The organism is Streptomyces lincolnensis, assembly GCF_001685355.1.
GTDB classification, from domain to species: Bacteria; Actinomycetota; Actinomycetes; order Streptomycetales; family Streptomycetaceae; genus Streptomyces; species Streptomyces lincolnensis.
Map to the genome: position 1 here is coordinate 5,201,940 of NZ_CP016438.1, position 26,647 is coordinate 5,228,586.

General features: G+C 72.6%; 21 protein-coding genes and 3 pseudogenes. 13 read left to right on the forward strand and 11 right to left on the reverse strand.

Going from position 1 to position 26,647, the window contains the following annotated elements; genetic code table 11:
- Positions 1 to 53: 53 nt before the first annotated feature.
- From SLINC_RS23175 to SLINC_RS23185, 3 genes are all read right to left on the reverse strand, one after another.
- On the reverse strand, positions 54 to 1,505 hold the full coding sequence (locus SLINC_RS23175) for an ATP-binding protein (protein WP_067436403.1): 1,452 nt from the start codon (positions 1,503 to 1,505) through the stop codon (positions 54 to 56).
- Positions 1,506 to 1,637: 132 nt separating this feature from the next.
- Positions 1,638 to 3,362 (reverse strand): methionine--tRNA ligase, encoded by a 1,725-nt coding sequence (gene metG / locus SLINC_RS23180; RefSeq protein ID WP_067436406.1) that lies wholly within the window; start codon positions 3,360 to 3,362, stop codon positions 1,638 to 1,640.
- A 141-nt stretch (positions 3,363 to 3,503) separates the two neighbouring features.
- A complete protein-coding gene (locus SLINC_RS23185; RefSeq protein ID WP_067436409.1) occupies positions 3,504 to 5,180 on the reverse strand; it encodes a VWA domain-containing protein in 1,677 nt (558 codons plus the stop codon).
- 294 nt (positions 5,181 to 5,474) lie between these two features.
- On the opposite strand from SLINC_RS23185, the gene SLINC_RS23190 reads away from it, so the two are divergent.
- Positions 5,475 to 7,553, forward strand: coding sequence for a PhoX family protein (locus SLINC_RS23190; RefSeq protein WP_067436412.1), 2,079 nt, complete (start codon positions 5,475 to 5,477; stop codon positions 7,551 to 7,553).
- A 52-nt stretch (positions 7,554 to 7,605) separates the two neighbouring features.
- Here SLINC_RS23190 and SLINC_RS23195 read toward each other — a convergent pair whose 3' ends face one another.
- The 3 genes from SLINC_RS23195 to SLINC_RS23205 are packed head-to-tail and all read right to left on the reverse strand — an operon-like array spanning position 7,606 to position 11,330.
- The gene (locus SLINC_RS23195) at positions 7,606 to 9,543 is read right to left on the reverse strand and encodes an FUSC family protein (RefSeq protein ID WP_067436415.1); all 1,938 of its coding nucleotides are present in this window, start codon (positions 9,541 to 9,543) and stop codon (positions 7,606 to 7,608) included.
- A gap of 7 nt (positions 9,544 to 9,550) precedes the next feature.
- Positions 9,551 to 10,525 (reverse strand): endonuclease/exonuclease/phosphatase family protein, encoded by a 975-nt coding sequence (locus SLINC_RS23200; RefSeq protein WP_067436418.1) that lies wholly within the window; start codon positions 10,523 to 10,525, stop codon positions 9,551 to 9,553.
- Between the two features lie 10 nt (positions 10,526 to 10,535).
- Entirely contained in the window at positions 10,536 to 11,330 is a 795-nt protein-coding gene (locus SLINC_RS23205) for an alpha/beta fold hydrolase (RefSeq protein WP_067436421.1), read from the reverse strand.
- 76 nt (positions 11,331 to 11,406) lie between these two features.
- Between SLINC_RS23205 and SLINC_RS23210 the strand changes: the two genes are divergently transcribed.
- The gene (locus tag SLINC_RS23210; protein ID WP_067445622.1) at positions 11,407 to 12,759 is read left to right on the forward strand and encodes an aminotransferase-like domain-containing protein; all 1,353 of its coding nucleotides are present in this window, start codon (positions 11,407 to 11,409) and stop codon (positions 12,757 to 12,759) included.
- On the opposite strand, the gene SLINC_RS23215 is transcribed toward SLINC_RS23210, so the two are convergent.
- Entirely contained in the window at positions 12,656 to 13,600 is a 945-nt protein-coding gene (locus tag SLINC_RS23215) for a hypothetical protein (protein WP_225988363.1), read from the reverse strand. The genes SLINC_RS23210 and SLINC_RS23215 overlap by 104 nt on opposite strands.
- A 152-nt stretch (positions 13,601 to 13,752) precedes the next feature.
- Here SLINC_RS23215 and SLINC_RS23220 point away from each other — a divergent pair, with 152 nt between their 5' ends.
- Positions 13,753 to 14,316, forward strand: a complete 564-nt coding sequence (locus SLINC_RS23220) for an SH3 domain-containing protein (RefSeq protein ID WP_067436424.1) — start codon at positions 13,753 to 13,755, stop codon at positions 14,314 to 14,316.
- Between the two features lie 107 nt (positions 14,317 to 14,423).
- On the opposite strand, the gene SLINC_RS23225 is transcribed toward SLINC_RS23220, so the two are convergent.
- The gene (locus SLINC_RS23225) at positions 14,424 to 14,909 is read right to left on the reverse strand and encodes a hypothetical protein (RefSeq protein ID WP_375141490.1); all 486 of its coding nucleotides are present in this window, start codon (positions 14,907 to 14,909) and stop codon (positions 14,424 to 14,426) included.
- Between the two features lie 208 nt (positions 14,910 to 15,117).
- Here SLINC_RS23225 and SLINC_RS23230 point away from each other — a divergent pair, with 208 nt between their 5' ends.
- The 3 genes and pseudogenes from SLINC_RS23230 to SLINC_RS49410 form a co-directional block, all read left to right on the forward strand.
- Positions 15,118 to 16,254 carry a PP2C family protein-serine/threonine phosphatase gene (locus SLINC_RS23230; protein WP_067445628.1) on the forward strand — a complete coding sequence of 379 codons (1,137 nt, stop codon included), beginning with the start codon at positions 15,118 to 15,120 and terminating at the stop codon, positions 16,252 to 16,254.
- A 69-nt stretch (positions 16,255 to 16,323) separates the two neighbouring features.
- A pseudogene (locus SLINC_RS49405) lies at positions 16,324 to 17,169 on the forward strand (hypothetical protein); the annotation flags it as partial.
- Positions 17,170 to 18,645: 1,476 nt separating this feature from the next.
- A pseudogene (locus tag SLINC_RS49410) lies at positions 18,646 to 19,077 on the forward strand (hypothetical protein); the annotation flags it as partial.
- A gap of 35 nt (positions 19,078 to 19,112) precedes the next feature.
- Here SLINC_RS49410 and SLINC_RS23245 read toward each other — a convergent pair.
- Positions 19,113 to 20,348, reverse strand: a complete 1,236-nt coding sequence (locus tag SLINC_RS23245) for an amidohydrolase (RefSeq protein ID WP_067436427.1) — start codon at positions 20,346 to 20,348, stop codon at positions 19,113 to 19,115.
- Positions 20,349 to 20,462: 114 nt separating this feature from the next.
- On the opposite strand from SLINC_RS23245, the gene SLINC_RS23250 reads away from it, so the two are divergent.
- The 4 genes and pseudogenes from SLINC_RS23250 to SLINC_RS23260 all read left to right on the forward strand — a co-directional run bounded on the left by SLINC_RS23250 (position 20,463) and on the right by SLINC_RS23260 (position 22,720).
- Positions 20,463 to 21,332 (forward strand): mechanosensitive ion channel family protein, encoded by an 870-nt coding sequence (locus SLINC_RS23250; RefSeq protein ID WP_079164676.1) that lies wholly within the window; start codon positions 20,463 to 20,465, stop codon positions 21,330 to 21,332.
- Between the two features lie 101 nt (positions 21,333 to 21,433).
- Positions 21,434 to 21,805: pseudogene (locus SLINC_RS47385) on the forward strand (nSTAND1 domain-containing NTPase); the annotation flags it as partial.
- Between the two features lie 58 nt (positions 21,806 to 21,863).
- On the forward strand, positions 21,864 to 22,004 hold the full coding sequence (locus SLINC_RS48355) for a hypothetical protein (RefSeq protein ID WP_162494824.1): 141 nt from the start codon (positions 21,864 to 21,866) through the stop codon (positions 22,002 to 22,004).
- A gap of 104 nt (positions 22,005 to 22,108) precedes the next feature.
- Positions 22,109 to 22,720, forward strand: coding sequence for a tellurite resistance TerB family protein (locus tag SLINC_RS23260; protein ID WP_067436433.1), 612 nt, complete (start codon positions 22,109 to 22,111; stop codon positions 22,718 to 22,720).
- Between the two features lie 42 nt (positions 22,721 to 22,762).
- Here SLINC_RS23260 and SLINC_RS23265 read toward each other — a convergent pair whose 3' ends face one another.
- Both SLINC_RS23265 and SLINC_RS23270 read right to left on the reverse strand, forming a co-directional pair.
- Positions 22,763 to 23,059 (reverse strand): DUF6401 family natural product biosynthesis protein, encoded by a 297-nt coding sequence (locus tag SLINC_RS23265; RefSeq protein ID WP_067436436.1) that lies wholly within the window; start codon positions 23,057 to 23,059, stop codon positions 22,763 to 22,765.
- A 57-nt stretch (positions 23,060 to 23,116) separates the two neighbouring features.
- Positions 23,117 to 23,341, reverse strand: a complete 225-nt coding sequence (locus SLINC_RS23270; protein WP_067436439.1) for a hypothetical protein — start codon at positions 23,339 to 23,341, stop codon at positions 23,117 to 23,119.
- A gap of 99 nt (positions 23,342 to 23,440) precedes the next feature.
- On the opposite strand from SLINC_RS23270, the gene SLINC_RS23275 reads away from it, so the two are divergent.
- The 3 genes from SLINC_RS23275 to SLINC_RS23285 all read left to right on the forward strand — a co-directional run bounded on the left by SLINC_RS23275 (position 23,441) and on the right by SLINC_RS23285 (position 26,645).
- Positions 23,441 to 24,784: a helix-turn-helix domain-containing protein gene (locus SLINC_RS23275; RefSeq protein WP_067436442.1), complete on the forward strand. Its 1,344-nt coding sequence runs from the start codon at positions 23,441 to 23,443 to the stop codon at positions 24,782 to 24,784.
- A gap of 68 nt (positions 24,785 to 24,852) precedes the next feature.
- The gene (locus SLINC_RS23280) at positions 24,853 to 25,869 is read left to right on the forward strand and encodes a permease (RefSeq protein ID WP_067436445.1); all 1,017 of its coding nucleotides are present in this window, start codon (positions 24,853 to 24,855) and stop codon (positions 25,867 to 25,869) included.
- Positions 25,866 to 26,645, forward strand: coding sequence for a TIGR03943 family putative permease subunit (locus SLINC_RS23285; protein ID WP_067436447.1), 780 nt, complete (start codon positions 25,866 to 25,868; stop codon positions 26,643 to 26,645). Before SLINC_RS23280 ends, SLINC_RS23285 begins: the two co-directional genes overlap by 4 nt.
- Positions 26,646 to 26,647: the final 2 nt, after the last annotated feature.

Below are 26,647 nucleotides of genomic sequence, written 5' to 3' on the forward strand. Positions count from 1 at the left end.
CGAGCCACACCTTGCACAAGGCGCGCAGGAAGAGCCCCTCGAGTCCGGCTGCGCTAGGAACGCCAGGCGGAGAGCACGTCATGTGCGTCCCACACCAGTCCGACTCCGCTCTGGGCTACCTGATCCGTCGTACCGGAGAGGGAAACGACGGCCAGGCCGGCCGCGTCCCCTGTGAAACCGGAGACGGCGGCGGCGCTTTGTGAGAGGGCGGTCAGGTCATGTCGGTCGAAGGGAGAGGAGAGCCATTTCACCGAGCCTGCGAAGAAGACCGTCTGGGCCACCGGTGAGCGGTCGGCGCCGACCAGATCGATCTCGGGGGAGAACTGGCGGTTCCACCAGCCGCCGACGACCTCTGTGTCGGGCCAGGGGAACTCGCCGGAAGCGGCGGCCAGTTCCATCGCCTGACGGATCAGGGGTTCCACGGCCCGGCCCCGCCAGGCCGCCCACCGCCGCTCCACCACCCGGTACGCGGCCTCGGGACGGCCGCGCCTGGACAACTCCTGCGCGGAGCGCAGGGCGGCCAGATAGAGGCGCAGGTTGGTGTCCGCCACACGGTAGAGGGCGGGTCTGCCGGGCCTGGTGGAGAGCGGGGCATCCGCGGCGAGGACCCGCTTCTCGTCGGTGAGGCGCCGCAGGAGGGGGGACAGTATGCCGGACGGCAGCGCGCCGCTCTGGCTTCCCGCCGTCGCCGCGATGTTCGCGTGCGTACGGTCGCCGCTGCCCACGGCTTCCAGGACGCGGCGCGCCTGATCAGGTGCCGGGAACTCGGCCAGCAGGGCGGACTCGGGTACGCCGAACAGGGGCGATGCCGGATCGGCGCACTCGGCCTTGATGAAATCGAGCGCCGGAGTGGAGTGCGGCCAGGCACGCAGAATCCCCGGCAGGCCGCCGGAGACCAGGTGCGCGTCGAGGGCGTCGACCGCGTCCAGACCCAATGCGTTCCCGGTCTCCGCGGGGTCGAGCGGGCCGAGGACGAGACTGTCGGCGCGGCCGTAGAACGGGCGGTCGTATGCCGTGAACCGCTCCATCATGTGCAGATCGCTGCCGAGCAGGAGCAGCAGTACGGGACGGTCGGCCAGCAATCGGTCCCAGGCGGTCTGGAGAGCGCCGTCGAACACGGAATCCTGTTCTGCCAGCCAGGGCAGTTCGTCCACCACGACGATGCTGGGGGAGGTGGGCAGCACGGCGGCGAGGGACCGGAAGGCGTCCGGCCAGTTGGTGGGGGCCGTCTTGGGGACGAGCTCCGGGTCGGCCGGGAGCGAGGACTCACGAAGTTCGGTCATGAAGTCGGCGATGCCTTCGACGGACGACGCGCCCTTGGTCGCGGTGAAGAAGACGTACGGCCGCCCGGCGCGGTCGCAGAACTCCTGCACCAGTCGTGACTTCCCGACCTGGCGTCGGCCTCTTATGGCGACCGCGACCCCGGCGCCCTGTCGGCTCACCCGCTCCAGTCGTTTGCGCAGGAGGGCCAGTTCGGACTGACGGCCTACGAAGGGAGTGGGCATGGCCAGGCGCCTCCTCAATCTATGTAGATCCAGTCTACATAGATTGACTCTACGTGCGTAGGCCGTGATGAACGCGCGATGCACCCAGGCCCCGGGAAAGTGCTTCCCCAGAGCCTGGGTGCGCGGGAGGCATTACGCGGGTTCGCCGCCGAAGCGTTCCTTGTACGTCTCCAGGTCCTCGTCCGTCAGCTTGGCGAAGAGGACCGGGGGGACGGTGAAGGGGGTGCCGGGGGCGACGGTGGTGAGGGATTTGGCCTCGGTCGGGGAGATCCAGGTCGCGTTGTCGTCCTTCAGGGTGAAGGCCTGGCGCATGGCCGCAGAGGAGGCCGGGATGAAGGGTTCCGAGACCACCGCGTAGAGGTGGATCAGGTTCATCGCCGTGCGCAGGGTGAGGGCCGCGCCGTCCTGGTCGGTCTTGATCTGGAGCCAGGGGGCCTTCTCCTCCAGGTAGGAGTTGCCGGCCGACCACAGGGCGCGCAGGGCCGCCGCCGCCTTGCGGAACTGGAGGGACTCCATCTGGGACTCGTACTCGGCGAGGAGCTCGGCGATCTGCTCGCCGAGCCGCGTCTCCGCCTCGCCCGGCTCGCCGCCCGCGGGGACCTCGTCGCCGAAGCGCTTCCTGGAGAAGGACAGCACGCGGTTGACGAAGTTGCCGAGGGTGTCGGCCAGGTCCTTGTTCACCGTGGCCGTGAAGTGCTCCCAGGTGAAGGACGAGTCGTCCGACTCCGGGGCGTTGGCGATGAGGAAGTAGCGCCAGTAGTCGGCCGGGAGGATGGCGAGGGCCTGGTCGGTGAAGACGCCCCGCTTCTGCGAGGTCGAGAACTTTCCGCCGTAGTACGTCAGCCAGTTGAAGGCCTTGACGTAGTCGACCTTCTTCCACGGCTCGCGTACGCCGATCTCCGTGGCCGGGAACATCACCGTGTGGAACGGGACGTTGTCCTTCGCCATGAACTCGGTGTAGCGGACGGGGTCCTCGCCCGAGTCCGCCTCGTACCACCAGGACTTCCAGTCCCTGTTCTCCGGGTCCTGGTCCGCCCACTCCTTCGTCGCGCCGATGTACTCGATCGGGGCGTCGAACCAGACGTAGAACACCTTGCCCTCGGCCGCGAGCTCCGGCCAGGTGTCGGCCGGGACCGGGACGCCCCAGTCCAGGTCGCGGGTGATCGCGCGGTCGTGCAGGCCCTCGTTCAGCCACTTGCGGGCGATCGAGGACGCCAGCTGCGGCCACTCCTCCTCGTGGGCCGCCACCCACGCCTCGACCTCGTGCTGGAGCTTGGACTGGAGGAGGAAGAGGTGCTTGGTCTCCCGCACTTCGAGGTCCGTGCTGCCCGAGATCGCCGAGCGCGGGTCGATCAGATCCGTGGGGTCCAGGACGCGCGTGCAGTTCTCGCACTGGTCGCCGCGGGCCTTGTCGTAGCCGCAGTGGGGGCAGGTGCCCTCGACATAGCGGTCCGGGAGGAAGCGGCCGTCCGCCGGGCTGTACACCTGGCGGATCGCGCGCTCCTCGATGAACCCGTTCTCGTTCAGCTTGCGGGCGAAGTGCTGCGTCAGTTCGGCGTTCTGCGGGCTGGAACTGCGGCCGAAGTAGTCGAAGGCCAGCTCGAAGCCGTCGTAGACCGCCTTCTGCGCGTCGTGCGACTGCGCGCAGAACTCGTCGACCGGGAGGCCCTGCTCCTTCGCCGCCAGTTCGGCCGGGGTGCCGTGTTCGTCCGTCGCGCAGATGTAGAGGACGTCGTGGCCGCGCTGGCGGAGGTACCGGGAGTACACGTCCGCCGGGAGCATGGACCCCACCATGTTGCCCAGGTGCTTGATCCCGTTGATGTACGGAAGGGCGCTGGTGATGAGGTGTCGAGCCATCGGGGGCTGCTCCCAGGTTGCTATGTACGGAACCTTGAAATCGTAGCCGACATGGGTACGCCGCCCGCCTCCCGTTTTACGGGGTGGGAAGCGGGCGGCGTACCTGACGGATTACGGGGGGTTACGGGGGATTGCGGGGGGTTACGGGCGCCAGGTGGCCAGGATGCCCTCGTAGACCTCCGCGTCCGTGAGCTCGCGGGGGGTCTCGCCGGCGAGGAAGTGGGACGTGTTCGGGGTCTTCAGCTTGCGGAGGTAGTCGAAGGCCTTGTTCTCCGGGTCGCCGAAGGCGATGAACGAGAAGAAGACGTGGGGGTGGTTCTTCGCCGCGTCCGTGAGGGCCTGGGTGGCGGGGGTCTTGGCGTCGGGGGCGCCGTCCGTCTGGAAGACGACCAGCGCGGGGGTGTCGGGGGCCGCCTTCGTGTGCTGGGCGATCACTTCTTCCACGGCTACGTGGTAGCTGGTGCGGCCCATGCGGCCGAGGCCGGCGTGCAGGTCGTCGATCTTGGTGTCGTGGTCGGTGAGGGTGAGTTCGCCGGTGCCGTCCACTTCCGTGGAGAAGAAGACGACGTGGACCTTGGCGTTCTCGGTGCCCGCGGGGTCCAGGTGGGCGGCGAGGGCGAGGGTTTGTTCGCCGAGGGCCTGGGCCGAGCCGTCCTTGTAGTACGGGCGCATGCTCGCGGAGCGGTCGAGGACGAGGTAGACCTTGGCGTTGGCGCCGGTGAGGTTCTTGGTGGTGAGGGTGGTGGCCGCTGCCTGGTAGGCGGTGCGGAGGGTTGCGGGGACGGTGTCCTCGGTGGGTGCGTGGGGCTGGGGGGCCGTCTCTGCGTCCTCGGCGGGTGCCTGCGGCTGCGGTGCCGTCTCTGCGTCCTCGGCTTCGCCTTCGGACGGGTTGTTCCCACCCGCACCACCCGTGCTGGCTTCGTCGTCGGCTGCGGGTGGCCCCTGTGGGGTGTCCTCGCCGTCGGCGGCTGCCGGAGAGTCGGTCGTCTCGGGCGCCTCGGCCGTCTGCGGCTCGGGGGTGGCCTCCGTCACCGTCGCCTCCGGCTCCTGCTCCGTGGCAGGCTCCGGCGTCGGGTCGGTCGTGGCGTCCTCGGCCGCCGGGGGCTCGGTGGTGGGCTCCTCTGCGGGCGCCTCAGCCGCGGGCTCCGGTTCCGGGGTGGTCTCCGGTTCGGGGGTGGCCTCCGCCGGTGCCTCCGGCGTTTCCGCCACGGCGTCCTCGACGGCGGACTCCTCGATCACCGGCTTCTCGGCCACCGGCTCGTCGGCCACTGGCTTCTCGGCCACCGGCTCGTCGATCACCGGTTCCTCCGCCACCAGCTCGTCGACCACCGGCTCCTCGGCCGCCGTGGACTCGGCCACCGGCTCCTCGGTGACCGGCTCGGTCGGTGGCTCCGAGATCGGCTCTTCGGCCGTCGCCTCCGAGGTCTGCTCCTCGGAGGTCGCCGGCTCCGCCGCAGGTGTCACCTCGGTGACGGGGGCCTCGGTCGCCGGTGCCCCGGTGGCCGTACTGCCCGGTGGCGTCGGGTCGTCCGCTGCCGCTTCCGCCGGAGGCGACTGCTTGGGGACGGTGATGTTGTCGAAGGCGGCGGCGACGAGGTCGTGCTCCTCCTGGGGGGTGAGGGGGGTGGTGCGGGGCTCGGGGGACTGGGCCGCCGGAGCCGGGGTGGGGGTGGGTTCGGGGGAGGGGGAGGGGACCTTGGGGGTGGTCTCCTGGGAGGAGATCTCCTGCGAAGGAGTTCGTTCCGCACCCTCTGCCTCGGCGGCACGTGCCTTGCGTGACCGTCCGAACGTGTTCCGCAGGAGAGTGAGAATGCCCATGTGCGCAACCCTTCGCGTGAGTTGAAGCCCGTCAATCCCTGGCCAGGACGGACACGTAAGGTTAGCGGCCCCTGGTGGTGATCTTCGGCAGGGGCAGGAACCTAGGGGCTTCCCGGAGTCAAGGGGCACATCAGGACTTCGTCGGGAGCGGTCGGTGATCAAGGCGGCCGGACCGTCATCGGCCTACATCCACCCCGGGTTCACCCTCCGTTCATCGGCGCGCTTCGCTACCGCACAAACGTGCACCTACCGTCCGTCACGCTGGACTCAAGGGGAAGCAAGGGGAGCGTAAAAGTGCGCAAGCAGTTGCCGTTGATCATGACGCCGTCGTCCGAAACCCATTCCGGCGGCCGGTCCGCCCTGACCTGCCGTTTCCGGTGTGGGGACGCATGTTTCCACCCGGCGCCCAACACGTCGGCGAACGAGTACGTCGGTGATGTCATCGCCGGCGCGCTCAGCCGCCGTTCGATGATGCGGGCCGCGGCCGTCGTCACCGTGGCCGCCGCGGCGGGCGGTGCGGTCGCCGCGCCGCGTGCCGAGGCCGCCGAGGCCGCCGGGCAGGCCGTAGGAAAGTCCGGGTACGGGACCGGCAAGGGGGCGCGTGGGCTGCGGTTCACCGCCGTCGCGCCGAACACCGCCGACACCGTGACCATCCCGGACGGGTACAAACAGAACATCGTCATCCGCTGGGGCGAGCCCATCCTGCGCGGTGCGCCCGCCTTCGACCCGGAGAAGCAGACCGCCGCCGCCCAGGCCGGTCAGTTCGGGTACAACAACGACTTCCTGTCCCTGCTGCCGCTGCCCGGCGAGCACAACCGGCAGATCCTCGTCGCCAACCACGAGTACACCGACGAAGTGCTGATGTTCCGGGGGTACGACGCCGCCAACCCGACGCGCGAGCAGGTCGAGATCGCCTGGGCCGCCCACGGCCTGTCCGCCGTGGTCGTGGAGGGGGACCGCAGGAGCGGGAAGCTCACCGCCGTGCCCCGGCACCGGCTGAACCGGCGCGTCACCGCCACCACCGCGTTCCGGCTGACCGGGCCCGCCGCCGGGTCGGACCTGGTGAGGACCTCCGCCGACCCGACCGGACGGAAGGTGCTGGGCACGCTCAACAACTGCTCCGGCGGCACCACCCCGTGGGGCACCACCCTGCACGGCGAGGAGAACTTCAACCAGTACTTCGCCAACGCGAGCCGGACCACCGACAAGCGGTACGGCATCGGCACCGGCGCCAGCGAGCGCAAGTGGGAGCGGTTCGACAAGCGGTTCGACCTCGCCCAGGAGCCCAACGAGGCGCACCGCTTCGGGTACGTCGTCGAGCTCGACCCGTACGACCCCGACTCCACGCCCCGCAAGCACACCGCGCTCGGCCGGTTCAAGCACGAGGGTGCGACGGTGCGGCTCACGCGTGACGGGCGGCCGGTCGTGTACACCGGCGACGACGAGCGCTTCGACTACTTCTACAAGTTCGTCGGCACCAAGCGGATGAAGCACGGCAGCAGCCGGGCCGTGCGCGAGCACAACCTGTCGCTGCTCGACGAGGGCACGCTCTACGTCGCCAAGCTCACCGGCGACTCCCCCGCCATCGAGATCGACGGCACCGGCAAGCTCCCCGGCGACGGCGAGTTCGACGGCAGCGGCGAGTGGATTCCGCTGGTCACCGCGACCGCCAAGGGTGCCGTCTCGCACGTCGAGGGCATGACCGCCGAGGAGGTCTGCGTCTTCACGCGCCTGGCCGGTGACAAGGTCGGCGCGACCAAGATGGACCGGCCCGAGGACATCGAGCCGAACCCGCACACCGGCAAGGTGTACGTCGCCCTCACCAACAACTCCAACCGCGGTGTCGGCACGAACGCCAAGGCCGACGAGGCCAACCCGCGCAACGCCAACAAGCACGGGCACGTCCTGGAGCTGACCGAGCGCTGGAACCGGGCCGACAGCACGAGGTTCGCCTGGTCGCTGTTCCTGGTGGCGGGCGACCCCAACGACCCGGCGACCTACTTCGCCGGGTTCCCCAAGGACAAGGTCAGCCCGATCTCCTGCCCGGACAACGTGGCCTTCGACCCGTACGGCAACCTGTGGATCTCCACCGACGGCGCCCAGCTCGGCTACCACGACGGCCTGTTCGGCGTGGCCACCCGGGGTGAGCGGCGCGGTGAGCTCAAGCAGTTCCTGACCATGCCGAACGGCGCGGAGACCTGCGGTCCGGTCGTCCAGGACCGGCGCGTGCTCGTCGCCGTGCAGCACCCGGGCGAGGTCGACGGCGCCACCGTGGACAAGCCGGCCAGTGCCTGGCCCGACGGGCCGGGGAAGTACGTCCGTCCCTCGGTCGTGGCCGTGTGGCGCGCGGACGGCGGCGACATCGGCGTCTGACGCCCGGCAGGTGTCAAGGAGTGCTGGGACGGGCGGTCGCTTCACCGCGCCCCTAAGGGGTGGGGGAAGTGATCGCCCGGGCCGCCGCCACCTCCTGGCGCAGGGGCTCCAGGACGCTGCCCGCCGGGCCGGTGAGATCGGTGCGGACCTCGTACAGGTTCTCCACCTCCCGTAGTCCGTCGGCCAACTCGCGCAGCTGTAGGGCCACTTGGGACACCTCGGCGGCGGACGGCGGGGCCGCCCCGTGTTTCACCCGTACCCGTGCCGCCGTCGTGGCGTCGACGATGCGTTCCACGGCGACGACCAGAGGCCACCAGGCGGCGGCGCGGCGGCCGGTGGGCGGGGGCTCGGTCAGGGCGCGCTGGAACTCGGTGCGGATGACGGAGAGGTCCCGGTAGAGGAGGCGGCGCATCCGCGCCCGCGCGGCCGGTTCCGTGTCCGTGCCGAAGGCTTGGTCCACATAGCGGGCGGTGTCGGCGACCGCGTCCGCGAGGCGGTCGCCGACGCGGGTGTGCCAGCTCTCGGGCCACAGGAGATAGCCCGCGACGAGGGCGATGGCGCAGCCGATGAGGGAGTCCACCAGGCGGGGCAGCAGCAGGGCGGTGCCCTGGTGGTTCAGGACGTCCGACAGCAGCAGGATCACGGGGGTGATCGCGGCCGTCTGGTAGCCGTAGCCGCGCGGGGTCAGGGCCGGGATCAGCGGGGCGAGGAGCAGCATCACCGGGACGTCCCACCAGCCGCGGGGGACCTGGGACAGGACCGCGGCCGCGATCACCAGGCCGGCGACCGTGCCGAGGGCGCGCAGCAGGGCGCGGGAGAAGACCGAGCCGAAGTCGGGCTTGAGGACGAAGGTGATGGTCAGGGCGACCCAGTAGGAGCGGGGGACGGAGACGATCGACACCAGGGCCTGGGCGAGGCCGATGCACAGGGCGAGGCGCAGGCCGTAGCGCCAGGAGGCGGCGGACAGGGCGACGGTGCGGGCGGCGCGGGCCGCGCGGATGCCGAGCGCGGCCGGGCGTCCGAGCCGGTCGTCGATGCCGCGGGGGTCGACGTCCGGGGAGGCGACCACCTCGGCCGCGTGCCGCAGGGCGTGGTCGACGGCGCGGGCGGTCTCCGTCACCGGGACGGGGACGGAGAGCCCTATGGGTCCGGTGTAGCCCGTCTCGATGGCCTCGGCGAGATGGCGTACGGCCGCCGGGAGCTCGTCGGGCAGCGGCCGGCCGGAGAGGTGGGCGGCGGGGGCGGCCTCCACGACCGGGGTGATCGCGTTCAACTGGGCGAGCAGCCGGGTCAGTTCGGGGCTGCGGCCGTGGTGGCGCGCACGCCGGGCGAGGACCAGGTCGTACGACTGGTTCAGGGACTGGGTGACGGCGTGCCGGGCGGCGTCGTAGTCCTCGCGGCCGCACGCCGCCATCAGGGTGGCCACCGCGCGGTAGGTGTCCGCGACCGCCGTCCGCTCCGGCACCCCCGACCTGAGCGGCCAGGCCAGGAGGGCGAGGGCCAGGACGAGGAGCCCGCCGCCGGTCATCAGGAGTGGGGCCAGCCACCAGTCGCCGGGCATGGCGAGGCCCGCGCCCACCACGGAGTTCAGCAGGAGCAGCAGACCGGACACGGAGGCCACCGCGCCGATCGTCGAGATCATCCCGGAGACCAGCGCGATGCCGGTCACCACTCCGACGGCGACCCATCCGTGGCCGTAGGCCAGGGAGCCGAGGGTGACGCCGACGGCGCCGAACAGCTGAGGGATCGCGATGTTGAGGATCCGCATGCGGTAGGCGTCGGCGGTGTCGCCGATGACGCCGGACAGGGCGCCCATGGAGGCGAGGGCGCCGTAGGCGGTGTGGCCGGTGGCGAGGCCGATCGCGAGCGGGAGGGCCATCGCGAGGGCGGCCCGGGCGACGGCCGGCCGGTTGACGGGGGTCTGCTGGGGTCGGAGGTTCCGGACCAGCCAGTCGGGGGGCGTGAGGCCGATGGGGAACTCTCGTGACATGCGCCTATTACACGTCATCCCCGCGCGGTTCCCGCTGGTGGAGTGTGAGGTCGACGAGCAGGGCGCGGTGATCGGTGTCGTCCAGGTCGAGGAAGCGGGCGTCCCGCGCGGAGAAGTCCGGGGAGACCAGGACGTGGTCGATCTGCGCGCCGAGCGTCGGGGCGGTGCGGGCCGGCCAGGTGGGTGTGCGGCCGGATCCGGTGAGGCGGGCCGCGTCCCGCAGTCCGGTGTCGAGGAGGGCGCGGAAGGCGGCGTGGTCCTGGGAGGCGTTGAAGTCACCGGCCAGGACGGTGGGGGTTCCTTGCGCCGAGGCCGCGACTTCCCGCAGCGCGCCGAGCTCCCGCCGCCACACGTCGACCTGGCCGGGCAGCGGGGGCATGGGGTGCGCCAGCTGGAGCCGTACGGCCCTCCCGCGCACGTCGGCGATCGCGCCGGGCATGCCCATCGTGCCGAGGACGGCCGCCGTGCCCTTCAGCGGGAAGCGGCTGAGGATGACCGAGCCCGCCGAGCCGTCTCCCTCTACGGCCTGCCGGTACGGGTGGCCGGTGGCGAGGGACTCCTTCAGTCTCGCGTCGCACGCGGGGTCGCACTCCTCCACGAACACCACGTCCGGGCGGTGCCGGCGGACCGTGTCGACGAGGGCGGGGGTGGCCTGCCCGAACTCGACGTTCGAGGTCAGTACGCGCAGGGTGGCGAGCGGCCGCCCGCCGGGTTCGCCGCTGTGACCGTACGGCTCGATGTACCAGGCCAGCAGGCCGAGCACGGCCACGGCCCACACCACCCCGGCCCACCACCGCGTCAGCAGCGCGATCGCCAGGGCGAGCCCGGTGGGGGCGAGGAGCCAGGGGAGGAAGGCGAGGAGCTGCGGTACGGGGGTGACGGCGTCGGTGTCGGCTGCCCGGCAGCCCACGACGACGCTGACGCCGGTGAACAGCACGGCGGAGGTCCACATCCCGAGTCGGCGCCCCCGCTGGTCGGTCATCGTCCCGAGGCTACGAGGCGCCGTCCACGCGCGCCAGGAACTCCCCCAGTGCCGCGTTGAACTCCTCGGGCCGTTCCAGGTTCGGCATATGGGCCGCCCCCTCGATCACCCGCAGGGTCGAGTCGGGGATCAGGGCGTGCATGTCCTCGGCGTCGGAGACCGGGGTGTAGGCGTCGTCGGCGCCGACGACCACCAGGGCGGGGACCGTGACCCGGGTCAGCAGGCCGCGGTAGTCGGGGCGTTCGGCACGGCCGCGCAGGGCCGCCGCGGCGCCCTCGGCGGGGGTGGCCGTCATCATGCGGTGGACGTGGGCCCTGACCTCCGGGGAGGCGTAGGGGGCGACCATCTTGTCCAGGACCTCGTCGGCGTATCCGCGCATGCCCTCGCGCAGCAGCCGGTCGGCCATGTCGTTGCGGGCCTTCCTGCCCTCGGGGGTCTCGGCGGCGGGGAAGGTGTCGGCCAGGACGAGTCCGTGAACGCGGTCGCCGAACCGTCCGTAGCAGTCCATGGCGATCTGGCCGCCCATGGAGAGCCCGGCGAGGACGAAGGCGTCCACCGCCAGGTCGTCCAGCAGTGTCGCGAGGTCCCGGGCGAAGTCGGAGAGGTGGGTGATGCCCGGGACGACCGGAGAGGCACCGTATCCGCGCAGGTCGGGGGCGATGACCCGGCGGCCGGCGGAGAACTCCGCGAGCTGCGGGGCCCACATCGTGCGGTCGAAGGGGTGGCCGTGGACCAGGACCAGCGGCACTCGGGACGTATCGGCGCCTTTGTCCTCGTACGCGAGGAATATCTCGGAACGGGTCATGTGAGTGACCCTAGATCGGCCCAACCGGTCGGTGCAATAAAATCTTTGCGCTCGGTGCAATGTGATGGGGGAGCTCGTGAACGACTACCGGCGGATCGCCGACCGCCTCGCCGACGACATCGCCGAGGGCCGGCTCAGACCGGGCGAACGACTGCCGCCGCAAAGGGCGTTCGCGCGACGGCACGGGATCGCCGGGTCCACGGCGGGCCGGGTCTACGCCGAACTCGTGCGGCGGGGACTGGTCGTCGGGGAGGTCGGCCGGGGAACCTTCGTACGGGCGAGCCCGGCGGGGCCGGGTGGCGAGCGGGGAATCGTGGAGTCGGCGACCTCTGCGCCCGTGAACCTGGAGCTCAACTACCCTTCCGCGCCCGGCCAGTCGGAGCTGCTCGCCCCGGGCCTCGCGCCGCTGCTGCGCCCCGACGTGCTCACCGAGGCGCTGCGCCCGGCCGCCGTCGCCGGTACCCCCGCCGCCCGGGAGGCGGCCGCCGGACTGCTGGCCACCCCCGGGTGGCGTCCGGCGCCCGAGCGGTTCCTGTTCACGGGCAACGCCCGGCAGGCGATCGCCGCCGCCCTCGCCTCGCTGGTCCGGCCGGGCGGCCGGGTCGGCGTCGAGGCGCTGACGTATCCCGTGGTCAAGGAGATCGCGGCCCGGCTCGGCATCACCCTCGTGCCGCTGGCCACCGACGAGGGCGGGATGTGCCCCGGCGCGGTGGCCGCCGCCCACCGCGCGGCGCCCCTGTCCGCGCTCTACGTCCAGCCGACGCTGCACAACCCGACCTCCCTGACCATGAGCGGCGACCGACGGCACCGACTCGCCCGCACCGTCGAGGAGTTGAACCTCCCCGTCGTGGAGGACCGCATCTGGTCCTTCCTCGCCGACCCGCCCGACGCCGAGCCGCTCGCCGCCCTCGCGCCCGGCCTCACCCATGTCGTCGACGGCCTCTCCAAGCGGGTCGCGCCCGGCCTCACCGTCGGCCTCCTCGTCGTACCGCCGCACCGGACCGACGAGGTGGCCGCCGCCGTCCGCTCGGGCGGGTGGAGCGCGGGGCGGTTCGCGGTGGAGGCGGCCGTGCGGTGGCTGGCGGACGGGACGGTGGACCGGCTGGTCGCCGCGAAACGGGCGGACGCCGAGGGCAGGCAGCGGATCGTCGCCGAGGAACTGCGCGGGTTCCGCGTACGGTCCGACCCGCGCGCCTACTACGCCTGGTGGGAGCTGCCCGCGCCCTGGCGCGCGGACACCTTCACGGCCGCCGCGGCGGCGCACGGGATCGCCCTCACGCCGGGACCCGCTTTCGTGGTGGACCCGCACCGCACCCCGGACGCGGTCAGGCTCGGGCTCGCGTCGGCTCCGGTGCCGGATCTGCGGCGGGCGCTGCGGACGCTCGCCGACGTCGCGGCCCGGGGAGCAGCCGGCCGTAGCGGCCGGTGAGCCAGCAGGTCAGCGCCACCGCCAGACCGAGGGCGACGAGCAGCCAGGAGACCGTGCGCAGGGTGGCCGTGAGGGCGTCGTAGATCGCGCCGGCGGCCGGCTGGTGGGACGGGTCCCGCAGATCGGCCAGCGTCAGATACCGGCCGACGGCGACCGCGACCCCGAGGAGCGCGCCGCCCAGCGCCGTGCCGAGGGCGGTCGCGGTGACCGCGCGGCGGCGGCAGGCGGCGACCGAGATCCCGGCGACCGCGAGGGCCGCGGCCGTGACGGGCAGCCAGAGACCGGCGACGTCGAGCACGTCGTACCCCTTCCGGAGCCGGGCCAGGTCCTCGGCCGGGAGCACCGCGACCTCGGTGTGCCGGACGGGGATGCGCCGCGCCAACGGCCCGTTGTCCTGGGCGAGTTCGTCCCTCACCTGGGCGGCGACCGGCGCGAGGTCCACGGTCACCGCGCGCTCCCGGCCGTCCCGTACCGCCCGCAGCACCGCGTCGTGGACGGCCCGGTTGCCCGTGTCCCAGACCGTGCGGAAGGCGTCGGTGCGGGTGAACGAGCGCACGGCGTCGTGCACGAAGGGCCGCATCGACCGCCGCAGGTCCGCCTCGTCCGCGATCCCGGCCCCGACCGTGTCCGCGATCGCCTCCCGCACCGCGGGATCACCGGCCAGCGGGGCCATCGTCCGGACGTACCGGCCCGTGTCGGCGAGCCCGTACGACACCCAGGCCGCCAGCGCGCCGAACGGCACGAGGGCGCAGGCGAGGGCGATCAGGACGGCCGACAGGGCGTTCCGCGGACGCGAGGGCGAGGGCGAGGGCGACGGGGGCGGTGGGGGCGACGGGGGCACCCCTCAAGGCAAGGGCCTGGTCGGGGCGCGCGCGAGCCGGGGGAACCGGTGATTCCGCTCTCCGGTGGAGGGTTCACCCGAACGGGTGTTTCCTGGTGCTGGGGAGGTTCTGGGAGGTTCTGGGGGCTTCTGGGGAGAAGGAGGCCGATTTCATGCGCAGCACTCCGGCCCTGCGGATCCTGGCCGCGGCCCTGTTCACCGGCGGAACCCTCGCCGTATCGGCGCTGGGTGGTACGGCGGCGGCAGCCCCGCCCACGTACGCCGAGGGGCGCGGTGGCGGCCATCCGATCTGGGGCACCATCGTCTCCGGCACCGCCCTCAACGTCAGAGCGGCGCCCACCACGCACTCCGCCGTCGTCGACCGGCTCTCGCCGGGCAGCCAGGACCGCGTCGAGTGCATGGTCCGCGGCCAGAGCGTCAACGGCAATCCGCACTGGTACTGGTTCGTCGGCGCCCGGGGATGGGTGAGCGCCGCGTTCGTCGACACCGGCGGACGCTGGGTGCCGACCTGCGCGGACCCCTGTCCGCAGTGGAAGAACGGCGACTGGCACAACGCCGACCGGAGCGACCCGAGCTGGAACGAGTCCTGGGCCGTCGCGGCCGCCGGCTCCTGGAGCGCGTCGGGCTCCGCGTCCTGGAGCGCCTCCGGTTCCTGGAGTTTCAGTGCCTCCGGATCCTCATCGGGCGGCTGGGACTGGGTCCCCGTCGGCCGGTGAGTGGAGGGAATGAGGGAGACGCGTGGGCCCCGGCGGTCGAGCCGGGGTCCATGCGCCGTCGTGCGGCCGGTCTGTGTGGCCGGCCGTCCTGTGATGCCGTCGGCCGGTCAGCGGATGCGGTTTCCGGCGCCGTCCTCGCGCGTGTAGTAGCGGTAGAAGAACACCATGAAGACGCCTGCCGCGATCACCGCTCCCATGACCGCCGAACGCAGCACGCTCGCGCCGGTCTGGCTGTAGAGGAAGCCGATCGCCACACCCGCGAACGCGGACTTCACGCCCGAGTGCAGTTCCCGCTGGAGCCGTGGGGCCAGTGTCGCCACGGCGATGCACAGCATGATGAACGCGACCGCGCACGTAAAGCCGAACAGCAGGTTCCAGCCGGTGATGGCCCCGCCGTCGCGCCGGTTGGCCGCGGCCCAGTAGCCGTAGACGAGCCCCAGGACCACGGGGATCCCGAACCTCGCCATCCGGTGGGTCCGCTCGCTGAAGACGTCGGGCGTACGGATCGGCCTGGCCGTGACGCGGGTACGGCGGACACCTCGGGTATCGCGGGTGCCGCGCATGCCGCCCGGCGTGGGTGCCGCATGAGCCATGAGAGCGCTCCTCTCTCTCCTCGCCCCCGACTACCAGAGCACACCCGGGGACGAGGGCCTGGCAAGTCGGGATGCGGGGCTCGCGCGGGCGTGTTTCGCTGGGCGCGTGAGCGGCCGACTGCTGAGACCGGTGAGTGGTCGCCGGAGAGGGCTTGCCCGGTTGCCCCTGCCCCGCCCCGGGACGCGGGACGTCCTGCAACGCCACCAGATGCTGCGGGTGCGCGGGCGCGGCGTCGCCTGGCTGGCCCCGCTGCTCCTGCTGGTCGCCATCGTCGTCATCGACTTCAACACGACCGGCGAGTTCCGGATCATCTCCTGGATCGTGCTGGTGCCCGGCATCGCCGCCGCGATCTGCGGGGTGGGCGTCACGGCCGCCTTCGCCGTCGTCTCGCTCGCCGCGTACTTCGTGGTGGACGGCGCCTGGCCGCACCAGTACCGGATCGGCCTCTCCGACTTCGTCCTCGTCGGCATCGGCGGCCTCCTCGCCACCCTCGCCTGCACGGTCCGGGTCCGCGGTGAGCGCCGCATGCTGCACATGCGGGACATCGCCGAGACGGTCCGCCGTACCGTGCTGCGCGAACTGCCGCCCGGCTGGGGCGGTCTCGACCACGCGGCCGTCTATCTCGCCGCCGACACCGAGGCCCGTGTGGGCGGCGACTTCTACGACATCCAGCCCGGCCTGCACGGCACCCGCGTCCTCCTCGGAGACGTCCAGGGCAAGGGGCTCGGCGCGGTCGAGGCGGCGGCCGCGCTGCTCGGCACGTTCCGCGAGGCCGCCTACCACGAGCCGGACCTCGCGACCGTCGCCGAACGCCTGGAGATCCGGATGCGCCGGCACGGCATCCACCGCACCGCGCTGGGCCGCGAGGACGGCGACCGGTTCGCGACGGCGGTGCTGCTCGGCTTCCCCGCGGGGGAGCGGGACGTCGTGGAGGCCGTCGTCTTCGGCCACGAACCGGCGCTGGCGGTCGGTCCTTCGGGCGTACGGCCGCTGCCGCCGGGGGACGGACTCCCGCTCGGGCTCGGGGAGTTGGCGCACGACCTGCTGCCGCGGGTGCACCGGGTCCGGCTGGACGCGGACACCACCCTGCTGCTGACCACCGACGGTGTGACCGAGGCCCGGGACGGGGAGGGGTGCTTCTATCCGCTCGGCGAGGAGGTCGCCCGGGCCGTCGCCGACGATCCGCGGGCCGCCGAACCGCGGCGGCTGGTCGCCCTGGTTCGCGACGGCACGCTGCGGCACTGCGGCGGGCGGCTGGCCGATGACACGACGGTGTTCGCGGTACGGCGACGGGAGGGGTCCCCGGGTCCCGAAAGCGCCGGAAAGGGACGTTTGCAGTCCTGAGGCAGACCTTTGCAGCCGCAGCGGTTACCGTGCTGACGTACGTGATCGACGGGGGATGGGGAGGGACCGATGCCCGGGACCGTGCTGCTGCTTGCCGCGTCACCGGCGGGCAAGGGCTGTCTGGTGGACGCGGCGTCCGTACTTCCCGTGCTCGCTGCCGTGCCGCCCGCCGTGCTGTCCGGCACGGACACGGCCAACGTCGTCGAGCTCGCGGATCCCCTGGAACCGCAGGCCGTTCTCACCCGGTTGCGGGCCGCCGCGACCGCGCCCGGGCCGTTGACCGTCTACGTCTCCGGGCAGCTGCTGCTCGACCGCCGCCAGCATCTGCCCCACCTCGCGCTGGCCCGCACCACGACGGCGACCGTCCGCTACACCGGGTTTCCCTGGCAGTGGATCCGCGAGGAACTGCGCCTGCGGGTGCCCGGGACCACGACCCTCTTCCTCGACCTCCACGCCGACGCGGAGACCTGGCAGTGGCTGCGCACCCACCCGCTCGACTGCGGGCGCAACGCCGCGGTGTACGGGCGCGTGTCGCCCCCGCCCTCCTCCCGGCGGACCGTCGCCGTTCCCTCCTACATGAAGGCGGTCGCGACGATTCTGCGCAGCGGGTGGCGTCCGCCGGTGGAGCAGTTGCACCAGCAGGCGGTGAGCCGACTGGGGAGCGAGGCGTACGGGGATCTTTTGCTGTCGGTTCCGGGTTCTGTGACGGCGGGGTCTGTGACGCGGGGGTCTGTGGTGGGGGGTGTTCCGGCGGCGGGGTCTGTGCCGTCGGGTGTTGCGGCGGCGAGGTCTGTGACGCCGGGTTCTGTGACGTCGGGTGTTGTGGCGCCCGGTGTTCCGGTGACCGTCCCTGGGGGCTCCGCCCCCAGCCCCCCGTATCGGCCCGAAGGGCCTCGTCCTCAAACGCCGGACGGGCTGGATATGCCCGGCCCGAACGTCGGGGCCCGGGCCGGCGAGCTTGACGTGCCCGGGCCTCCGGCGGCGCCCCCTCAGCCTGAAGCACCCCGGACTTCGGAGACCGGCGACGTGACGCGGGCCGCGGGGAACAGCACCGGGATGCCCCTCCCCGCCGAGAGCACCGTTCCCCGCCCGACGGGGCCGCCCGCCGCCGGTACGATGCCGGGCCCGACGGTGACGGGCCGACACGGGCCGGTGGAGAGCGACTTCGCCGGGCTCCCGGAGCTTGGCGTCCCTCGGCCCGTGGAAACCGACCACCTCCGGCCCGTCGAGGGTGACTTTCCCCAGGCTGTGGATACCGGATCTCCGACGTCCCCGGAAACTCGCCTTCCCCAGCCAGGGGAAGCCGCCCCTCGGGCCGCCGAACTCGACGTGCCCGGACCTTCGGCGGCGTCCCCTCGGCCTGCGGAGCCTGAAGCACCCCGGACTTCGGAGACCGACGAAGACGAAGCGTGCCCGCTCGCCGCCGGCGTGCTCCTTCCGCCCCAGGCCCTTGAGCCCAGCGCACCATTGCCTCGCGAGCCGATCGCGTCCCTTCCGCCTGAGCCCGACGACCTCCAGCCGCCCGAGCCGAGCACGCCGCTGCCGCCCGGGGCCGGGGAACTTCAGTCACCTGAGCCGAGCGAGTCCGTGTCACCCGAGCCTGGGAGGTCCCTCCAGCCTGATTCCGGTGCTGTGCTGGGCTCCGAGCCTGGTGCTGCCCTTCTGTCCGGGCCGAGCGAGCCCCAGTCCGCCGAGCCCGGCAGGGCCCTCCGGCCTGAGCCGAGGGAGCCCCTGTCGCCCGAGCCCGAGGGGTCCTTCCAGCCTGAGCCCAGTGCTGCCCTCCGGCCCGAGCCGAGTGTGCCCCTGCCCTCAGAGTCCAGCGGATCCCCTCAGCCGGAGCCCAGTGAGCCCCTTCCCCCCGAGCCCAGCGCGCCCTTCCTGCCTGAGTCGAGTGAGCCTCAGTCCTCCGAGCCCGAGGGGTCCCTCGAACCTGAGCCCGGTGCTGTCCTAGGGGCCGAGTCCGGTGGTTCCCTTCTGTCCGGACCGAGCGCCCCGCTTCTGCCTGAGCCCAGGGAGCCCGTGTCGTCCGAGTCCGGGGGATCCCTCCAGGCCGAGCCTGGTGCTGTGCTTGGGCCCGAGTCCGGTGCTGCCCTCCTGCCCGAGCCGAGCGAGCCCCTCCCCAGCGGACCCAGCGCGTCCCTCCAGCCCGGACCGAGTGTGCCTCAGTTCTCCGAGACCGGCGGATCCCCTCACCCGGAGCCCAGCGAGCCCCTCCCGCCCGAGCCGAGCACGCCCCTTCCCAGCGAACTCAGCGCGCCCCTCCAGCCCGGACCGAGCGTGCCTCAGTTCTCCGAGACCGGCGGATCCCCTCAGCCGGAACCGAGCGAGCCCCTCCCCCCTGAACCCAGCACCCCCCTCCCACCCCACCCGACCACCCCCCGCAACTCCCCACCCCAGGACGACGACCCGCACACCTACATCACCGCCGCGGTTCAGGACGGTCGGCATCGTGATGCGGACGCGCTCGCCGCGGAGCATGAGCGGGCTGCTGTGCGGGCGCACGGGGTGGGGTCGGAGAAGGCGTTGCACTGGGCGGAGGTGCGGGCGGATCTGGCGATGTTCGCGGGGGACTCGGTGCGGAGTTGCCGTACGTGGCTGGCGGTGGCCGACGCGCGGCTGACCGCGGGGCAGGCCGCGGACTCGCCGGCGGTCGAGGCGGCCGTGGACCGGGCCCATCACCAGTGGGGTCAGATCCGGGACGTGGGCAGTGCCCGCGAACTCGGGGCGGTACTGGCGGAGTTGAGGGGACGGGTGCCCGGACGCCGGGAGGGCGCCCTGGATGCCGTACGGCGCCAACTGAGCGAGTTGCAGACGCAGGGGTAGCCCACGCCCGGCACGTACTCCCCCAGCAGAACCCCCTAGTTCAGCAACGTCAGCGCACCCGACACCAACGCCCGCACGCCCGGGGCGACCGTGGTCAGGTCCGGGGTGAAGTGGGGGCTGTGGTTGCTGGGGACCGCCGCGAGTTTGTGGTGGAGGTCGTCGCCGGGGGCCGTGGCCCACACGTCGGGCGGGGTGGTGGTGACGAACCAGTAGGCGTAGGGGAGTCCGCCCGCGGCGAGGCGGGGGAAGTCCTCGCTGCCCATGGCGGGCCCGGGGGCGAGGACCGTCGCGGCGCCGAAGACCTCGGCATGGACGGAGGAGACCCGTCGGTCGGTCTCGGAGTCGTTGACGGTCGCCGGGAAGGACGAGCCGACCGTGACCTCCGGCTCGCGCGGGCAGCCCGCCGCCGCGCACTCACCGGCCGCGATCCGCCGTACCGCTTCGATCATGCGGGTGCGGACGTGCTCGGACTGGGTGCGGATGTTCAGGGAGATGCGCGCCGAGGCCGGGATGATGTTCGGGAGGGTGCCCGCCTCGATGCGGCCCACCGTCAGGACCGCCGACTCCCCGGCCGCCACCTCGCGGGAGACGATCGTCTGGAGCCGGGTGACCAGGAAGCAGGCCGTGACCACCGGGTCGACGGCCGTCTCGGGACGTGAGCCGTGGCCGCCCACTCCGTGGACGACTATGTCGATGTCCGTGGAGGCGGAGAGGATCAGGCCCGGTACGTGGGCGTACAGACCGGCGGGACCGGGCGCCGCGTGCTGGCCGAGCAGGACGTCCGGGCGCGGGAAACGCTCGTAGAGGCCGTCGGCCATCATGCGGGCCGCGCCGAGGCCCGTCTCCTCGGCGGGCTGGCCCACCAGCAGGAGGGTTCCGGACCAGGTGTCCCGCCCCGCGGACAGCGCCTCGGCCGCCCCCACCAGCCACGTCACGTGCAGATCGTGCCCGCAGGCGTGCATCAGCCCGGGTGTCTCGGAGGCGTACGGCAGCCCGGTCTCCTCCTGGACCGGCAGCGCGTCCATGTCGGCGCGCAGCAGGACGACCGGTCCGTCCCCGTTGCGCAGGACGCCCGCGACGCCCGTACCGCCGATGCCGTCGGTGGTGTCGTACCCGGCACGGCGCAGGCGCTCGGTGAGCTTCGCCGCCGTGCGGTGTTCGTCCAGGGACAGCTCGGGGTGGCGGTGCAGGTCCCGGTAGAAGTCCTCCAGGGCGGACACCGGGAGATCGGCGGTGAGGTCCAGCGCGGTGCGGGCGGCGGGAGACGTCATGAGGGCCAGCGTGTCACCCGTACGGGCCCCTCCACCACGGTCCGCGCGCTCTACCGCTGCTATCCACGAAGAAGGGGGACGCACTCGACGTACCCGACTAAGGATGTGCCGCTGATGGCCGGCTCTGTCTCCACCCTCTCCTCGACCCTCTCCATAGATTTCACCCAGGGACTGAACGACGCCTGGTCCAAGGTCGCCCAGTTCGTGCCGAAGCTCGTCGCCTTCCTGATCGTCCTGGCGATCGGCTGGTTCGTCTCGAAGCTGATCGCCCGCGTCCTGGACCGCGTGCTGCGCAAGGTCGGCTCCGAACGCCTGTCGGAACGGGCGGGCACGGAACGGGTGCTGCGGGACTCCTCGTACGACATGACGGGAATCGTCTGCAAGATCGTCTACTACGCGCTGATGCTGATCACCCTCCAGCTCGCGCTCGGCGTCTTCGGCACCAACCCCGTCTCCACGATGATCAACGGCATCGTCGCCTGGCTGCCGCGCGGCATCGTCGCCGTCGTCCTCGTCGTGGTCGCCATGGCCATCGCCAACGCGGTGCGCACCATCGTCGCCGGTGCGCTGTCGTCGACGTCGTACGGCCGTACGGTCGCCACCGTGATGTGGGGCTGCGTCCTCGCCCTCGGCGTCATCGCCGCCCTCGGCCAGGCGGGCATCGCCCGGGACGTCACCCGGCCCCTGCTGTACGCGGCGCTCGGCACCGTCGCGGGCATCCTGGTCGTCGGTGTCGGCGGCGGCATGATCCAACCGATGCGGCAGCGCTGGGAGCGGATGCTGACCAGCGTGGAGACGGAGTCCACCCGCGCGAAGGGCAGCATGGCCGCCTACCAGGCGGGCCGCGAGGACGCGATGCGCAACCAGCCGGTGCGGGAGCGGACGGACATGCCGGGCATGCAGGGCGGCACAGGCACAGGCACAGGCACAGGCACAGGCATGGGCACGGACACCGGGATGCCGCCGAGGCCGACCGACATGTGACCCCGGGCAGGGGAAAGCGGCCGCCGGCGCCAAAGGGGGAGTGTGCGCCGGCGGCCGCGTCAGGGGTGTTACTCCCAGGCACCGTTGGACCGAACCGGTAGGAGCGCTCCCGCTTCATCGACCTGCTGCTCGCCGCCCGCGACCCGGGCAGCGGTCGGTCTGCGGGTCCTGATCACCGTACGGGCCGACTTCTAGGCCCGCCGCGGTGAGCACCGGGGTCTCGCGGACGCGCTGAACGGGGCCGGGCTGCTGCTCGGCCCGATGACCGCGGACGAGCTGCGGGACGCGGTCGTCAAGCCCGCGCGGGCGGTCGGACACCTGGTCGAGCGGGAACTGATCGCCCGGCTCGTCGAGGACGTCGTGGACGAGCCCGGCGCGCTGCCGAGATGCTCTCCCACGCCCTGCTGGAGACCTGGCGGCGGCGCAAGGGCCGGCTGCTGACGCCGGCCGCGTACGAGGCGGGGGCGCGAGGCGGTCGCATCGCTCGCCTTCGCCCCCGACGGCAGGACGCTGTACGCGGGGAGCGCGCACGTGCCCCTCCAGCGGTACGCCGTCGATCCGGCACGCGCGCGGGAGACGGTGTGCGCGCGGACCGGCGGCACGGGGCTGAGCAGGGGGCAGTGGCGGACGAGCATCCCCGACGCGGGATTTCTGAAGATCTGCGGGGCCTGAGGGACTTGGTGGAACCCTGAGGGACTTGGTGGAACATTTACCTACGCCTGTCCGTTGGAGCCGGTGAGAGCGCAGCACTCAGACGAACACCGAGGTGACGCCACATGGCACTGTTCGACCGGCTCAAGGACCAGGCCAAGAACCTGCAACAGCAGGCGCAGGGCGCACGCGGCACGACCGGCGGGCACGGCACGACCGCGGGGCACGGCACGACCGGCGGCCACGGCGGCGCGGGATTCGGCGGCGGCGCGCAGGGCGGCGGGTCGCGCGGCGGCTCCAAGGCCCAGCTGGTCGGGCTGCTGAAGACCCAGCTCGGCTCGCTGAAGACCGAGCTGAAGAGCGGTGCCTACCGGGACGCCAGCATGGCGATGTGCGCCCTGGTCGCGGCGGCCGACGGGCAGGTGGACCCGGCCGAGCAGCAGCAGATGGAGTCGATGATCCTGAGCAACGACGTGCTCCAGAACTTCCCGCCGGACCAGCTGCGCCAGCGCTTCAACAAGCACGTGGACCTGCTCACCCGCAACTTCGCGCAGGGCAAGGCCGAGGCGCTCCAGGAGATCGCCAAGGCCGCCAAGAAGCCCACCGAGGCCCGTGCCGTCGTCCAGACCGGCATCGTCATCGCCGGTGCCGACGGCTACTTCTCCCAGGCCGAGCAGTCGATCCTGCGCGAGGCGTGCGCGACGCTGGGGCTGAACCCGGCGGAGTTCCAGCTGTAGCCATCTCTTGGCGCCCGCGTGTGATCCCCGGGACTCCGCTCCTCAGACGAGGTCGTGCCGCGTCACCAGCCAGCTGATGGCGGTGAGGCGGCACACCGCGTAGTCGTGCCCCACCGGCTCGCGCCAGTCGATCTCGTCGAGCGCGTCGAGGAAACCGAGGGCGTAGTCGGCGAGCACCTCGCGGTGCGGGGGCCGGGGGATCAGCCCGGGGTGGTTGGCGTCGAGCCGCTCCCTGAGCTCGGCCACATGCTGGTCCACGGCGGCCAGGAAGGCAGGCTCGAACGCGAACTCCGCGAAGCGGGGCGCGTAGCCGCTGCTGATCCTGGCCAATGGGGACATTCCTCCACCGTAAGCGGGCTCCCCGCAGGTGAGGAGGGGTGTCCGGGATGGCTTCGGTCACATCCCGGCGGGCCGGACCGATGCCGGATGCCGACCCGATACCGAGTGCTGGTCCGAGGCGGTCCCGGTGACCCGGTGCGTCTGGGTCGTGCCCTCGGCGGGGTGGACCTCCGTGGCTCTGGCCGGGCCCGCGTTCGCCGCCAGGACCAGAGCGGAGACGGCGATGACGGCGGCGATGAGACTCCTGGCGTAACGCCCGGTGGTGCTGGTGCGTTCGAGCACGGCAACCTCGCAGCAGCAGCGGCTTAAGCATGCTTAATACGCGGTTTAACCTAGGGGCTGTCGGAGTCGAACGGCAAGAGGCACCAGGGGAGTTGGCGAATGCCGGAGCGCGACGACCCGGTGACCATCGGGCGCAGGGTGCAGCGGCTGCGGGTCGAGCGCGGGCTGACCCAGAAGCAGGTGGCCGAACCCGCCTACACCCCGGCCTACATCTCCACCCTGGAAGCCGGCCGCGTCCGCCCCTCCGACGACGCGCTGCGCCATCTCTGCGACCGGCTAGGCGTCGGCTTCGAGGAACTGGCCACCGGCCGCCCCGCCCGGCTCGTCACCGACCTGCGGCTGCGGCTCACCGGGGCCCAGCGCACCCTCGCCACCGGGGAGGCCGAGGCGGCGGCCGGGCAGTACACCCGGCTGCTGGCCGAGGCGGAGGAGCTCGACCTCGGCGAGGAGCGGGCCGCGGCCCTGCTCGGGCTCGGCGAATGCGCCGTGGAGACGGGGGAGCTGGAGGAGGCCCGCCAGTACTTCGAGCGGGCGGAGAAGGCGTGCGGCGACGTACCGCTGCCGGCCCGCGTGCCGGCCCTGCGCGGCCGCGCCCTGTCCCACTACCTGGCGGGCGAACTGCGCTACTCCGTCTACCTGCTGGAATCCACCATCGACGAGCTCAACCGCGGCGGCCTGCACGACCCCGACGCGCTGCTCCTGCTCTATGCCAGCGTCATCGCCCCCTACATGGACATGGGCGCGCACGCCCGCGCCGCCCAGGCCGCCGAACTCGCCCTCGCCCTCGCCCCGCGGGCCGGCGACCCCGCCCTCGTCGCCCACATGCACCGCTCCGTCGCCCGCACCCTCCTCGCCGAGGGGCGGGTCGCCGAGGCCGACGCCTCCCTGGCCAAGGCGGCCGAGCTCTACCGCCAGCTCCAGATCCGCACCGAGCTGGCCAACTGCCACTGGATGCGCGGCTACGTCTACGCCCAGAACGGCGAACTCGCCCGGGCCGAGGACGAGTTGCGGCAGGCCCTCACCATGCTCTCCGCCAAGCGCGCCGCCCTCTACTCCAGCCAGGTCGCCGTGGAGCTCGCGGACGTCCTGCACCGGCGCGGCAGATCCGAGGAGGCCGCGGCCCTGCTCCAGGACGTGCTCAGCGACCTCTCCTCCGAGCGCGGCGCCCTGCACTCCGCCGCCGCCCACCGCCTCCTCGGCATCATCGCCGAGGACGCCCGGGACACCGAGGCCGCCGAGGAGCACTACGTCCGCGCCCTGAGCCTGCTGGAGCGCGCGGGCGCCGCCGGTGACCTGGCCGACCTGTGCCGGCTGCTGGGCGATCTGCTCCGCCGTACGGGACGGGTCGAGGCCGCGCTGGACGCGTACCGGACGGGCCTGGGCCACCGTACGGCCCCCGGCACCACCACCCTCGGCCCCGCCCCCGCACAGCCTCCTCTGTGACGGTTCGGGGCCTGACCACAGGACCGTCCCGTTAGCCTGCCCGGAACACCCGAGAGCGGACGAGGCGCGTGGAGAACCAGAGGACTGTCCAGAGGACCGTGGGCGACGGGCTGCGGATCGCCGTACGCGCGCTCGTGTACGGCGTCCTCGGCGGCGCCGCGCTCATCGCCCTCGCCACCGTCGCCTCCGTCCTCGGCCCGGTCCTCGCCCTCGACCTCTACACCCCGCCCGTCGCCGCCTGGTGGACGGTCTTCACGGCCGTCGCGGTCCAGGGCGTGCCGTTCCTGCTGCTCGGTACGGTCGTCTCGGCGGCGATCGGCGCCTTCGTGCCGGAGCAGGTCTTCCGCCGGCTGCTGCCCCGCAACCAGGCCCTCGCCGTCCCCGTGGCCGGCATGGCGGGTGTCGTCCTGCCGGGCTGCGAGTGCGCGTCGGTGCCGGTGGCCGGGAGCCTGATGCGGCGCGGGGTCGCCCCGGCCGCCGCGCTCGCCTTCCTGCTCTCCGCGCCCGCCATCAACCCGGTCGTCCTGGTCGCGACCTCGGTCGCCTTCCCCGGACAACCCGAGATGGTGCTCGGCCGGCTTGTCGCCTCGCTGGCGACCGCGGTGGTGATGGGCTGGCTGTGGGCCTGCTTCGGGCGCGAGAAGTGGCTGCGGCTGCCCGAGCGGCGCACCGGCCACACCGGCTCGGGCCTGCGCGCGTTCGGCGCCGGACTCCAGCACGACTTCCTGCACGCGGGCGGCTTCCTGGTGCTCGGCGCGGCGGCCGCGGCGACCTTCGACATCGTCGTACCGCGTTCCGTCCTGGACGTCTTCACCGGCTCGGCCTGGCTGTCGGTGCTGCTGCTGGCCCTGCTCGCGGTGGTGCTGTGCGTGTGCAGCGAGGCCGACGCGTTCGTCGCCGCCTCGCTCAGCGGCTTCTCGCCCACCGCCCGGCTGGCCTTCATGGTGGTCGGGCCGATGGTCGACCTGAAACTGATCGCGCTCCAGACCGGCACCTTCGGCCGCGCCTTCGCCGTCCGCTTCTCCTCCGTGACCTGGGTGGTGGCCGTGCTGAGCAGCGTGCTCGTCGGGTGGTGGCTGCTGTGAGGCGCTACGGCTCCTGTGTCCTCCTGCTGCTCGTCGGCGCGGCGATCCTGAGGATCTCCCTCTTCAGCGAGCTGTACCTGCGCTACGTGAAGGCGGGGCTGCGGCCCTACCTGATCGTGTCCGGCGTCGCGCTCGTCCTGCTCGGCCTGGCCATGGCCGCCGTACGACGCGCCACACACGACGACCACGGCGACCACGATGACCACGATGACCATGACGAGCACGACGGCCCGCACGAGCCCGACGACGGGCACGGGCACGGGCACAGTCATGAGCGCAGCCCCCGTGTCGCCTGGCTGCTGACCCTCCCCGCCCTCGCCCTGCTGCTCTTCCCGCCGCCCGCCCTCGGCTCCTACAGCGCGGAGCGCGAGGCCGCCCGGCAGGCCGCGCAGGGCGTGGGCGGCTTCCCGGCGCTGCCCGACGGTGACCCCGTCGAGCTCACCGTCGCGGAGTTCGGCTCGCGGGCGGTCTACGACAGCGGGCGGTCGCTGACGGGCCGTACCGTCCGGCTGACCGGGTTCGTCACCCGCGACGGCGACGGCACCTGGTACGTCACCCGGCTCGCCGTCACCTGCTGCGCCGCCGACGCCACGGCGGGCAAGGCCGAGGTGCGGGGCGCCCCGGACGGCGCCCCGCCGGTCGACACCTGGATCACCGTCACCGGCACCTGGCATCCCGAGGGCGCCCTCGGGACGGACGCGGCCTGGCCGCCTGTCCTGGACGCGGCGACGGTCGAGCGGGTGAAGGCACCGGCGGACCCCTACGAACAGCGGTGACC